This is a genomic window from Thalassospira sp. MCCC 1A02898, from assembly GCF_001618185.1.
Classification (GTDB): domain Bacteria; phylum Pseudomonadota; class Alphaproteobacteria; order Rhodospirillales; family Thalassospiraceae; genus Thalassospira; species Thalassospira tepidiphila.
This window is the reverse complement of record NZ_LPXK01000013.1, coordinates 114,613-127,237: the sequence shown is the minus strand read 5'-3', so window position 1 is coordinate 127,237 and position 12,625 is coordinate 114,613. Positions and strand designations below refer to the sequence as shown.

The following is a 12,625-nucleotide window of genomic DNA, read 5'->3' as shown; positions in this document are numbered from 1 at the left end:
CAGATGGCGAGAAAATCAGACGGAGCAGGACATTTTTGCGACGCGACCTTCGTGACGACCGCCTTCGAATTCGGTCGACAAGAAGGTATCAACGCAATCAAGTGCCGTGGCTTCACCAATCAGGCGGGCACCAAGGCACAGAACATTTGCGTTGTTATGTTGACGGCAAAGTTCCGTGGAAAGACGGTCATGAACCAGCGCTGCGCGGATTTGCGGATAACGGTTGGCTGCCATGCTCATACCGATGCCAGATCCACAGACGAGAATACCCGCCTCGGCCTTGCCATCGATAAGGGCCTTGGCCACTGCCTGCGCATAATCGGGGTAATCAACCGAAGCCGAACCATCTGTACCCAGATCAAGCACTTCAATCCCGCGCTTTTTCAAGGTTTCAGCAATGGTTGATTTCAGTTCCACACCACCGTGGTCGGAGGCAATCGCAAGGGTTTTGACGGTCATAGGCGTGCCTTTATTCAAAAGCAAAAGTTAAAATTTGAGCGCCTTGTAGCATATAGCGTCGGGGCTGCCAACGCGCAGCTCATGCAAAACAGCAAGTTTTCCAAACAGAACTGACGCAGTAAAACCGTTATGGTTCAAAAGCTCCGTATATTGAACACATATGTCAGCTTTAGCGCCGTCAACAAGGTCCATGCAGGTATCAGAATGCCGCCATGGCCGTAAAGTACGATCCAGCCATATAAACAGTATTATTGCGCAATCTGTTTGGTTGTATTTCCTGTACGATCTGAAATTTAAGAGGGTTTAATCATCGCCGCCAAAGCATAAACTTTAATATAACATCCCTATAAACCAAAACAGGGTCTATTAAACAAATAACCTTGTGTTTTTCTGTGGTTTGACTATACCGACTGAATAGTGCATTAAGTTTAATGTGATTTATCAAATGAAGGATTACTTCAATTATGGCTGAAACCGAGAACAGCGTGCTTGATCGTGACGAACTTTTACAGATGACCGTCGACATTGTATCTGCCTATGTCAGCAACAATGCGCTTGCCGCGGCACAGATTCCGGAACTGATTTCGACTGTCTTTGCTTCTCTTGATGATATACACGGTGTTGAAAAAGAACCGGAACAGGAACCGTTGAAACCGGCTGTTCCGATCAAAAAATCTATTGGCGATGATTATATTGTCTGCCTTGAAGACGGCAAAAAGCTGAAAATGCTGAAACGTCACCTGCGCACGACCTATAACCTCACCCCGGAAGAATACCGTGCGAAATGGGGCCTGCCGGCAGATTACCCGATGGTCGCACCGAATTACGCCAAGCAGCGTTCGCAGTTTGCAAAGAAGATCGGTTTGGGTCGCAAGGCGAAATAACGCCTTCCCCAGTCAAATACCGAAAGAAAAAACGCCGCCCTCATTCAGGGCGGCGTTTTTCGTATCCGACCGCAAAAGTCGGGTCAGCCCGGCTCTAGGCCGGACTGACCGTTCGCAGTTGATCACGGATTCTGGATAGCACCGTCGGTGTACTGACCGTCTTTCCAGGTGTAGATCCAGTAACCCGGAGCATCGACGTCGCCTTTGGCGTCAAACGAGATTTCGCCAAGAACGGTGTCGAATTTCTCGGAATGCAGGGCATCTACAACCGGCTCGAAGTCGGTCGAACCAGCTTTGTTGGCAGCCTGTGCCCAAGCCTGGATCGCACCATAGGTGAACAGGGTGTAACCTTCCGGCTTGTAACCGATTTCGTCGAAGTATTTGACGAGGTCGGCGTTGCGCGGATCGGTTTCAATTGCAGGCGATGCGGTGAAGATGGTGCCTTCGCCGGAATCACCGGTGATTGCCCAATATTCAAGGGTGTTGATCGCGTCACCAGACATGACCATGGTGTCCATGCCCTGTGCGCGCATCTGACGAACGATCAGACCGAGTTCGGTGTGGTAACCACCATAATACAGAACTTCGATGCCTTCGGATTTCAGCTTGGTCACCAGAGCCGAGTAGTCTTTCTCAGCCGGGGTGATTGCTTCGTAAAGGGCTTCGGTTACGCCGTTCGCATTGAGGTTTTTCTTGGTTTCGTCAGCCAGACCTTTGGAATAAGCCTGTTTGTCGTGAACGATGGCGATTTTCTTGTCGCCATAGTTTGCAGCCAGGTATTTACCAGCAACTTCACCCTGCTGATCGTCACGACCGCAAACACGGAACACGTTGTCCATGTCACGTTCGGTCAGCTGCGGGTTGGTCGAAGCCGGGGAAATCTGGATGATGCCCTCTTCGAAGTAAACTTCCGAAGCCGGGATCGAGGAACCAGAGCAGAAGTGACCAGCAACAAGTGCAACGTCTTTGCTAACCAACTGGTTGGCAACAGCAACAGCCTGTTTCGGATCGCAAGCGTCATCGCCGATTTCGAGGACGAGCATTTCGCCGTTCACGCCACCAGCTGCGTTGATGTCAGCAACTGCTTTCTCTGCACCCTGGGTCATCTGTTCGCCAAATGCAGCGTACGGACCGGTCATCGGACCAACGGTCGCGACAACGATGTCAGCTTTTGCTACACCCATTGAAAGAACAAGCGCGGAAGCAGTGGCAAGAAGGCCGAGCTTGGTTTTCGACATAAGAGAAGTCTCCCTGTTCCAAAGGTTGATTCCATCACCATGACAGAATCATCTTTTTGGATCTGAAACCGGCCCGTGTTTATCGCCGATTACCGGTTTCAGTTCCCTCGCACCATAGCGCTCCGTATTCGGGACGCATAAGTACAAACCAGACGATTGCCCGTTATCGGGCAACCATGCGGGGACGCGTTACGTCCCCGCAAATATCAGCGAACATCAGCACCTTCGCGGGCGCGATACGCAAACGGACCAACCCGTTCATACAGCCACGGATATTGCGACAGCATCTTGTTCACCTGCGTCAGGCGGAACGCCGCGAAGGTGATTGCAAACAGGATTACCGTATCAAAAATGTAGCCGGAAAGTGAAAGAAGCTCACCTTCAAACAGGGCAAAAACCATGAAGCGGTCAACGCAGCCAAGCAGCAGTGCATAAGGCACAAGCTGCCAGGCCGGACGCCAGGTGTTTGCGATGGCCTGACCGGTCATGAAACCGCAGAACCCCATCAGGATGATGGTCATTCCGATTGTGACACCAATGCTGGTACCCGTAATCGCTTCCATCTCAGAACTCCCTAGTGGCCACCCTCGAGGTAGGCTGCGCGGACTTCCGGGTTTGCCAGAAGTTCCGCACCCGTCCCCGAGAGCGTGATATTGCCATTGACCATCACATATCCACGATGAGCCAGTTTAAGCGCATGGAATGCGTTCTGCTCAACGAGGAAGACCGTCATCTTTTTCTCGCGGTTGATCTTCTCAACCGTTTCGAAAATCTGCTTCACGATCAGTGGCGCCAGACCAAGTGACGGCTCATCAAGCAGAAGAAGACGCGGACGGCCCATCAGGGCACGGCCGATTGCCAACATCTGCTGTTCACCACCAGACATCGTACCGGCACGCTGGTTGATGCGTTCCTTCAGACGCGGGAACAGATCAAACACCATTTCGATATCCGAATTGAAATACTTCGGATCCTGGGTGATCGCGCCCATCTGAAGGTTTTCATAAACCGACATGCGCGGGAAAATACGACGCCCTTCCGGGGACTGCTGAATACCAAGCTGGCAGATCTCATGCATTGGCATGCGACTGATATCCTGGCCTTCAAACAGAATGCGCCCCTTGCTGGCCTGCGGCGAACCGCAACAGGTCATAAGCAACGTGGTTTTGCCGGCACCGTTGGCACCGATCAGGGTGACGATTTCACCTTCATTGACTTCCATATCAATGCCCTTGAGGGCTTCGATATTGCCATAGAAGGTATGAACACCTTCGATTTTAAGCATGGACATATCGATGGACTCCCTCACTGCGCTTTCGGATCAAGATGAAGGTCGGCAGCAACTTCCGGCGGAAGCTCGTCATCCTCTTCTTCGCCAAGATAGGCGCGGATAACAGCCGGATCATTCTTGACGGCCTCTGGATTGCCATCAGCAATCTTTTTACCGTAATCAAGAACGATCACATGGTCGGAAATCTGCATGACAACGCTCATATCATGCTCGATCAGAAGGCAGCCAACGCCCTGATCATCACGGATGCTCTGCAACAGAACGTTCAGTTCCGCCGACTCACGCGGGTTAAGGCCCGCAGCCGGTTCGTCCAGACAAAGCAGTGACGGGTCGGTGCACATGGCACGCGCGATTTCCAGGCGACGCTGGGAACCATATGGCAGGTTACCGGCATTCCAGTCAGCCTGCGCATACAGACCAACCTTCTCCAACCAGAACTCCGCCTTTTCGACCGCTTCCTTTTCCGCCTTGGCATATTTGCCAAGGTTGAACAAACCGGCAAGAGAGAACGCAGAGGCCTCCATCAACCGGTTATGCTGGGCAACGATCAGGTTTTCCAGAACCGTCATCCCGGTAAACAGGCGGATGTTCTGGAACGTGCGGGCAACACCTTTGTTGCGTGGAATGCGGAACCCTTCGGTCCGTTCCAGCAACCGCGGGCCATCGTCGGCATGAAGGGTCAGGCGACCCTCGGTCGGAACATAGAACCCGGTCAGGCAGTTGAACACAGTGGTTTTCCCTGCCCCGTTCGGGCCGATGATGGCTGTAATTTCACGCTTGTTGGCATTGAAAGACAGATCATCAATCGCGACCAGACCACCGAAACGCATGGTCAGATGTTCGACTTCAAGCAGTTTGTTGTCGGTCATTTGACTTCTCCGGCAACTTTTTCTTTCTGGCTCATATTGAGCAGAATGGTCGGATCACGGAAGGACAACAGACCGCGCGGACGCCAGAGCATAATGGCAACAATACCTGCCCCGAAGATCAGCATGCGATATTCGGCCAGTTCACGGAACATTTCCGGGAAACCGATCATCACAATTGCCGCCAACACGACGCCGATCTGGCTGCCCATGCCGCCCAGAACCACAATCGCAAGAATCACAGCCGATTCAAGGAAGGTGAAGCTTTCCGGGCTGATAAAGCCCTGACGGGTTGCAAAGAACGCACCGGCAAAGCCACCAAACATCGCGCCGATGGCAAATGCCGACAGCTTGGTGTTGGTCGGGTTGATGCCAAGCGAACGGCAGGCGATCTCGTCTTCACGCAACGCTTCCCAGGCCCGCCCGATCGGCAGTTTGCGCAGACGCAGGGTCACGAAGTTCGTCACCAGTGCCAGCACAAGGATCAGGTAGTACAGGAAGATCAGACGATGCATGGACGAGTATTCCATGCCGAACAGCTCGTTAAAGCCAATCGCCCCATCCGGAACACGCCGCGAAAAATCGGCCATACCAAAGAAGCTCGGACGTTCAATCGATGAAATCCCGTCCGGACCACCGGTAAGATCATACCAGTTGATCAGAACAACGCGGATAATCTCACCGAAACCAAGGGTCACGATTGCAAGATAGTCACCGCGCAGACGCAGAACCGGGAAGCCAAGGATAATCCCGAAGCTTGCCGCAAAGATACCGGCCAGCGGCAGGCACAGCCAGAAGCTCAGATCGAAGTTCTGTGACAGCAATGCATAGGAGTAAGCCCCGACCGCATAGAACGCCACATAGCCCAGATCCAGAAGACCTGCCAGACCAACCACGATATTCAACCCCCACCCCAGCATGATGTAAATCATCACAAGGGTCGCAAGGTCGATTGCGGAACGGTCTTCGCCAAAGATGAACGGGAAAATGATAAAGAAGATAATCCCGATCAGACCGATTTTCTTGGTGTTCGAACGATACGCCAACTGGATTTTGGACGACAGTTTGGCGCTTTCATCGACATCAGCCGCGGTCTTGTCTTTCATCGTGAAATAGGCCGTGGCAAAAATGATCGCCACAAACGCGATACCAACGATGGTGCTGACGACACTTGAAAACACCATGTCGAGGAAGACCGGCGAGACCCAGCGGTCATCAAGTTCGCGGAAACGTACGAACATTTCAAAAACGGCAACGGCAGAAAGCGTAATCAGAACGGCCTGGCCGAGACGTGAAATGTTCTCGCGGCGGAAAATCAGGCCAAGACGCCCGATCACCGTCGCCCCGATTGCAAGCAGGACAAGGTCCCAACGCACGGCCAGTTCCAGACCGGTCGGACGGTCAACCGTCTCGACACCAAGGAGCATGACCGACATCAACAGCGCGATCACGGCAAAGAACGCAAGTTCCTTGACCACTTCCGAGCCATTGGTACGAGAAGAAGCAAATGCAGCAGACATCAGACTTTCTCCACCTCCGGCTTGCCGAGCAGACCCCACGGACGGAAGATCAGCACAAGAACCAGAATGCCAAACGTTGCGACATCCTTGTACTCAATCGTGAGATAACCCGACCAGAAGGCCTCGATCAGGCCGATCAGAAGACCGCCAAGCATTGCGCCCGGCAAAGATCCGATACCGCCAAGAACGGCTGCGGTGAACGCCTTAACACCGGCAAGGAAGCCGATATAGAAGTCGATCACGCCGTAATACAACGTCACCATCATCCCCGCGACCGATGCCAGGGCAGCACCCATGACAAACGTGGTCGAGATGGTGCGGTCAACGTTAACACCCAGAAGGCCTGCCATCGTACGGTCCTGCTCACAGGCACGCTGTGCGCGGCCCAGGGACGTTTTGGCAATCAGCAGCGAGAAGACAACCATCAGCACAAATGTCAGAACGATAATCACGATCTGCATATAGCTAAGCTGAACGTCGAAATTCGCGCTTTCCATCAGGGTAATGCCGCCCTCAACAAGCGGCTGCATCGGTTTCACGCGCGCACCCTGCGAAATCTGAACGAAGTTCTGCAGGAAAATGGACATGCCGATGGCAGAAATTAGGGCCGCCAGACGGAATGAGCCGCGCAGCGGCCGATATGCGACCCGTTCCACGCCCCAACCATAGACAGAGGTCAGAACCATTGAAACGAACAGCATCAAAAGAAGGGTAAGAGGTAGAATTCCGCTGATACCGGCAGCCTGACAGATCAGGAAGGTAATCAGGGAATGGAACGCACCGATCATATAGATCTCACCGTGCGCAAAGTTGATCATGCCAATAATGCCATAAACCATCGTGTAACCGATGGCGATCAGACCATAAATGGCCCCCAGCGTCAGACCATTGATCAATTGTTGTAGGAAATAAGCCCAATCCATTGCACAACCTTAGATTTGGCACAGACATACAAGGACTTCGCCAGATCAGCAGAAGGTATCAATTCACACACAGATGTAATGATTGGATGAGACACTGTCTCCCCATAGCCCCCTGGCAAACCCGCAAAGCCTCCGTCTTATTGTTATCGGGTAACCCCCGGTTTTAACCCTCTATGCCGGTCATTCTTTTTGCGACCATTACATAAAGAGCGCGATTAGAGCGAGGACATTAGACACACGATTTCAAACCCTGCAAGCCGCTTTGACATTTTAGTGAAAATCACCAAAACAGGATTTGAAATTGGCATAAAACACTGACTTAGAAAGTCACCCGCGCTTTATATTGTATAAATTATCCCTTTTTGAGAACGTATTCAAGTTTTTGTGCAGCAACGCGCTTCAGTTGTTCCGGATTCCGGCTGACAGGTCCGGCAACAGTCACTTCCACGCCTGTTTTGCCGTCAATGGCCGTACACCGCAGATAGGTGCCGACTTGCCGAAGTTCAAAATAAATCTCGTTCGAGGTGTTATAGCGTGAGGTCATTGATGCACTGCTGTTATCAAAAATGGACTTGTCTATTGTGCTCCCATTTTCAGACAACGCAACATATAACAAAACGGGCCCGGAAATCCGGACCCGCTCGTTTGGTACTGCTATCGGGTGCTTCTATTTCTCGCCATCAAGCATTTTAACGATGGCCGAAAAGTCCATGCCACCGTTGCCGCCATTGGAATAAAGCGCATACAAGCTTTCGGCCAACGCCCCCATCGGGGTTGTTGCACCAGATGCCGCTGATGCCTGCTGGGCAAGCTTCAAGTCCTTCAGCATCATATCCACCGCAAATCCCGGCTGATAATCGCGGTTGGCCGGAGATGTCGGAACCGGCCCCGGGACCGGGCAATAACTTGTCAAAGCCCAGCACTGACCCGATGCCTTTGAAGACACCTCAAACAGTTTCTGGGCATCCAGGCCAAGGCGCTTTGCCAGCATGAAGGCCTCGGAAACCGCAATCATGCTGACACCAAGCACCATGTTGTTGCAAATCTTTGCCGCCTGCCCTGCACCGCTGTCACCGGCATGGATGATATTGCTGCCCATGCCCGCCAAAATGGGCTGCGCACTGGCAAAGTCCGCCTCAGATCCACCAACCATGAATGTCAGCGTCCCTGCCGCCGCACCGGCCGTCCCGCCAGAGATCGGGGCATCAACAACACCAAGACCAGCCGCACGGGCCAGCTCGGCTGCCTTGCGGGCCGAGTCCACATCAATTGTCGAACTGTCGATCAGAACCGTGCCCGGCTTGGCATGTGCAATGACACCGTCCGGTCCATCATAAACGCCCAGCACGTGCTTGCCCGCGGGCAAAACAGTGACAACAAATTCGACATCACTGGCCGCCGCGCCAACCGATGCCGCCTTTGAGGCACCGGCCTCCACCGCCTTTGCCACCGCATCTGCCGACAGATCAAAGACCTTGACCGCATGTCCGGCTTTCACAAGGTTGGCCGCCATCGGGCCGCCCATATTGCCCAGACCGATAAAACCGATATTCGCCATTTGAAGTCTCCTCTGACACCCTATCTGGGTGTTTTGTTCTGATTTATGGTGATCTGGCAGGATGATGTTCCCTGCCCAATGGTCTAAAGATTAAGCTCTTTGTCTTTTGGCAGTTTTTCGAAATATTCCGCCACTTCGCGTGGATCGACCTGACCGATATCACCATGCTGCCATTTCGGCGCGTGATCCTTATCGATAATCACCGCCCGCACACCTTCAAACAGGTCCGGTTTGCACACCATGCGCTGCGACATTCGGTATTCCATGTTCAGGACCTCTGCCAGCGACATATCGCCACCCTGACGGATTTGCTCGAAACTGACGCAAAGGGATGTCGGCGATTTGCCCAGCAACGTCTCAAGGGTCTCTGTGCCAAATGCACTGGCCGCATTCCGCAAGGCGTCAAAGATCGCCGCCACACTGTCGCCAGCAAAGCAATGATCGATCTCGCCGCGAATTTCTGAAAGTGGTGCTGAACCGAACGGCGTTTCATGCTTATTGAGGATATCCTCGACAGTCGCAAAGCCATCACCGTCCCAAGCCGCACTTGCCAGTGCATTCTTGACGGCATCCAGTCTCGCACTTTCCGCCCCATGGGTTGCAAGTCCGGCATAAAGGCAATCTGCGGCCTTGATCCGCGCTCCGGTCAAACCAAGATACATCCCGATTTTGCCAGGACACCGTGGCAGGAAATAGCCGCCGCCCACATCCGGGAAAAATCCAATGCCGGTTTCAGGCATGGCAAACAGCGTCCGTTCGGTCACGACCCTGAACCGGCCATGGATTGAAACCCCGACACCACCGCCCATGGTGATCCCGTCCATCAGTGCGATATAGGGCTTTGGATAGGTCGCAATATAATGGTTCAGGTGATATTCCCGACGATAAAACGCATCAAGCATCTCTTCGTCATCAACCTTGCGGGCATCATAAAGGCCGCGGATATCACCACCCGCGCAGAATGCCTTCTCCCCCATCCCTTCAATAATAACGACCTTCACCGATGGATCCTGCTCCCAGGATTTCAGTTGCGCCATCATCATATCGACCATCACCAGATCAAGCGCGTTTAGCGCCTTGGGACGGTTCAACAGGATACGTCCAACCGGCCCGTCCTGCGAAAACAGAACCGGTGCGTCTGCGGTCTCAGTCGGCGAATTTGAAACTGTGCTCATAACCTAGTCTTTCAGGGCTGCACGCGCGATGATCAGCCGCATGATTTCATTGGTACCTTCAAGGATCTGGTGCACGCGCAAGTCACGCAAAAGCCGCTCGATGGGATATTCGCGAATATAACCATATCCGCCATGAAGCTGCAGCGCTTCGTTACAGACATTAAAGCCGACATCGGTGGCAAACCGTTTGGCCATCGCACAGAACTGCGTGGCATCATCGGTTTTGTGATCCAGCTTCCATGCCCCTTTATGAAGCATCAGCCGGGCGGCTTCGAGCTCGGTCACCATATCAGCAAATTTGAACTGTAATGCCTGAAACTGATCAAGGCTTTTGCCAAACTGCTTGCGGACTTTCATGTGTTCGCGGGCATGTTCCATTGCCGCACGCGCACCACCGATCGAACAGGCCGCGATATTTAACCGCCCACCATCAAGGCCCTTCATGGCGAATTTGAAACCTTCGCCCTCTTCGCCCAGACGGTTTTCGACCGGCACCTTGCAATTACTAAAGATAACGGCGGCGGTCGGCTGACTGTTCCAGCCCATTTTTTCTTCAAGCTTGCCAAATGATAGCCCCTCGGCATCTTTGGGCACGATAAAGGTCGAAATGCCTTTCGGGCTGTCATCGCCTGTCCGCGCCATGACGACATAGATATCACTGCGCGAACCACCGGAAATAAACGCCTTCTCGCCATTCAGGATATAATGATCGCCATCGCGCTCGGCCCGGGTGCGAAGCGACCCGGCATCCGATCCTGCCCCCGGCTCGGTCAGGCAATAACTTGCGAAATGGTCCATGGAGACGAGTTTCGGCAGATATTTCGCACGTTGCGCATCATCGCCAAACGTATCAATCATCCAGCAGGCCATATTATGGATCGAAATATACGCCGCGGTTGACGGGCAAGCCGCCGCAAGCTCTTCGAAAATAACAGCAGCATCAAGGCGCCCAAGCCCCGTGCCACCATGTTCTTCGCTGGTATAGATCGCGGCAAAACCAAGTTCGGCTGCCTTGCGCAGGGTTTCTTCGGGAAATGTATGATTGGCATCCCAGTCGCCTGCATATGGCGCCATTTCATTCTGCGCGAAATCACGCGCAGCTTGGGCAAATGCCTGCTGATCTTCAGACAGGTTGAATTCCATTGGATCGCCGCCTCTTTTGATTTTCTATTTTCCCTTTACGTAAACGTGAAATCTGCTGCTTGTCAATTCATTCGGTATAATCGTACCGAATTATCACAATTCTCGTCCTGAACGCCTATGGCGTGCATGTTGCTCTGGCATTTCGCCAAATCTTCCTTGCGAATACAGGGCCGCTGCGCATACCCTCCTCGCCTCAGGAATCACAATAAATCAGGGAAACAGTCATCATGTCTTCGACCAAGCCGGAAACAATTGTCCTTCATGCAGGCTATCGCGCCGAACCGACAACCGGTTCTGTCGCCGTCCCGCTCTATCAGACCACCAGTTATCAGTTCCGCGACACCCAGCATGCCGCAGACCTTTTTGCGCTTAAGGAACTCGGCAACATCTATACCCGCCTGATGAACCCGACCAATGATGTACTTGAACAGCGCGTGGCGGCCCTTGATGGCGGTGCTGCGGCAGTTGCACTGGCATCGGGCCAGGCGGCATCGACCTTTGCGGTGCTCAACATCGCGCAGGCAGGCGACAACATTGTCAGTTCCACTGACCTTTATGGTGGCACCTGGAACCTGTTTGCCAACACCTTCAAACAGATGGGCATCGAAGTCCGCTTTGCCGATCCGGCCGATCCGGAAAACTTCCGTCGCCTTGCCGATGACAAGACCCGTGCGTTCTATGCCGAAACCCTGCCCAACCCGAAACTGCAGGTCTTCCCGATCCGCGAAGTTGCCGATATCGGTGATGATCTGGGCATTCCGTTGATCGTTGATAACACCGCCGCCCCGGTGATCTGTAAACCGATCGACCACGGCGCAAGCATTGTGATGTATTCGACCACCAAATTCATTGCCGGTCATGGCACCTCGGTTGGCGGCATCGTGGTTGATTCGGGCAAGTTTGATTGGGAAAAGCACGCCAAGCGCTTCCCGCTTCTTAATGAACCGGACCCCAGCTATCACGGTGCCATCTGGACCGAGGCTGTCAAACCAATCGGCCCGGTGGCATACGCGATCAAACTGCGCTGCACGTTGCTGCGCGATGTTGGTGCGGCAGCCTCCCCGTTCAATTCCTTCCAGACCATTCAGGGTATGGAAACCTTGCCGCTGCGTATGGAACGCCATTGCGAAAACGCGCTCAAGGTTGCCGACTTCCTGGCATCCCACCCGAAGGTCACCAAGGTCATCCATCCCAGCAAACAGGATGGCGAAGCCCGCCGTCGTGCGGACAAATACCTTAACGGTGGTCTGGGCTCTTTGATGGGCTTTGAACTGGCTGGCGGCAAAGATGCCGGCGAGAAATTCATCAACTCGCTGGAGCTGTTCTATCACGTGGCCAATATCGGTGACACGCGGTCGCTTGCCATTCACCCGGCCACCACGACTCACAGCCAGCTCTCAGAGGAAGATCGCCTGTCATCAGGCGTGACCGATGGCTATGTCCGTCTGTCGATTGGCATCGAACATATTGATGACATTCTGGCGGATTTGACCCAGGCGCTTGATAAAGCCTGATAAACCACCGAATGCTGCTTTGCTGCAAAACCGGTCAGACCTTCGTCTGGCCGG

General features: G+C 53.4%; 13 protein-coding genes. 2 read left to right on the top strand and 11 right to left on the bottom strand.

What is annotated here, in order from left to right:
• Positions 1–15 precede the first annotated feature (15 nt).
• Complete coding sequence (rpiB, locus tag AUQ41_RS17225; RefSeq protein ID WP_008891111.1) at positions 16–459, bottom strand: ribose 5-phosphate isomerase B; 444 nt, start codon at positions 457–459, stop codon at positions 16–18.
• Between the two features lie 464 nt (positions 460–923).
• Here rpiB and AUQ41_RS17220 point away from each other — a divergent pair, with 464 nt between their 5' ends.
• Positions 924–1,343: a MucR family transcriptional regulator gene (locus tag AUQ41_RS17220; protein ID WP_008891112.1), complete on the top strand. Its 420-nt coding sequence runs from the start codon at positions 924–926 to the stop codon at positions 1,341–1,343.
• 122 nt (positions 1,344–1,465) lie between these two features.
• Here AUQ41_RS17220 and AUQ41_RS17215 read toward each other — a convergent pair whose 3' ends face one another.
• The 10 genes from AUQ41_RS17215 to AUQ41_RS17170 form a co-directional block, all read right to left on the bottom strand.
• Positions 1,466–2,581, bottom strand: a complete 1,116-nt coding sequence (locus AUQ41_RS17215) for a branched-chain amino acid ABC transporter substrate-binding protein (RefSeq protein ID WP_008891113.1) — start codon at positions 2,579–2,581, stop codon at positions 1,466–1,468.
• A gap of 206 nt (positions 2,582–2,787) precedes the next feature.
• Positions 2,788–3,144, bottom strand: a complete 357-nt coding sequence (locus AUQ41_RS17210; protein WP_008891114.1) for a DUF6867 family protein — start codon at positions 3,142–3,144, stop codon at positions 2,788–2,790.
• A gap of 11 nt (positions 3,145–3,155) precedes the next feature.
• Positions 3,156–3,866 carry an ABC transporter ATP-binding protein gene (locus AUQ41_RS17205; RefSeq protein WP_008891115.1) on the bottom strand — a complete coding sequence of 237 codons (711 nt, stop codon included), beginning with the start codon at positions 3,864–3,866 and terminating at the stop codon, positions 3,156–3,158.
• A gap of 20 nt (positions 3,867–3,886) precedes the next feature.
• A complete protein-coding gene (locus tag AUQ41_RS17200) occupies positions 3,887–4,741 on the bottom strand; it encodes an ABC transporter ATP-binding protein (protein ID WP_063089455.1) in 855 nt (284 codons plus the stop codon).
• Positions 4,738–6,258 (bottom strand): high-affinity branched-chain amino acid ABC transporter permease LivM, encoded by a 1,521-nt coding sequence (gene livM, locus AUQ41_RS17195; protein WP_063089454.1) that lies wholly within the window; start codon positions 6,256–6,258, stop codon positions 4,738–4,740. The genes AUQ41_RS17200 and livM overlap by 4 nt, the downstream gene beginning before the upstream one ends.
• Positions 6,258–7,181, bottom strand: coding sequence for a branched-chain amino acid ABC transporter permease (locus AUQ41_RS17190; RefSeq protein WP_008891118.1), 924 nt, complete (start codon positions 7,179–7,181; stop codon positions 6,258–6,260). Before AUQ41_RS17190 ends, livM begins: the two co-directional genes overlap by 1 nt.
• Before the next feature lie 352 nt (positions 7,182–7,533).
• Positions 7,534–7,725, bottom strand: coding sequence for a hypothetical protein (locus AUQ41_RS17185; RefSeq protein WP_008891119.1), 192 nt, complete (start codon positions 7,723–7,725; stop codon positions 7,534–7,536).
• A 123-nt stretch (positions 7,726–7,848) separates the two neighbouring features.
• Positions 7,849–8,739: a 3-hydroxyisobutyrate dehydrogenase gene (gene mmsB / locus AUQ41_RS17180; RefSeq protein WP_063089452.1), complete on the bottom strand. Its 891-nt coding sequence runs from the start codon at positions 8,737–8,739 to the stop codon at positions 7,849–7,851.
• A gap of 83 nt (positions 8,740–8,822) precedes the next feature.
• Positions 8,823–9,914 carry an enoyl-CoA hydratase/isomerase family protein gene (locus AUQ41_RS17175; protein WP_063089450.1) on the bottom strand — a complete coding sequence of 364 codons (1,092 nt, stop codon included), beginning with the start codon at positions 9,912–9,914 and terminating at the stop codon, positions 8,823–8,825.
• Between the two features lie 3 nt (positions 9,915–9,917).
• Positions 9,918–11,057 (bottom strand): acyl-CoA dehydrogenase family protein, encoded by a 1,140-nt coding sequence (locus tag AUQ41_RS17170; RefSeq protein ID WP_063089449.1) that lies wholly within the window; start codon positions 11,055–11,057, stop codon positions 9,918–9,920.
• 227 nt (positions 11,058–11,284) lie between these two features.
• Here AUQ41_RS17170 and AUQ41_RS17165 point away from each other — a divergent pair, with 227 nt between their 5' ends.
• A complete protein-coding gene (locus tag AUQ41_RS17165; protein WP_063089447.1) occupies positions 11,285–12,571 on the top strand; it encodes an O-acetylhomoserine aminocarboxypropyltransferase/cysteine synthase family protein in 1,287 nt (428 codons plus the stop codon).
• Positions 12,572–12,625: the final 54 nt, after the last annotated feature.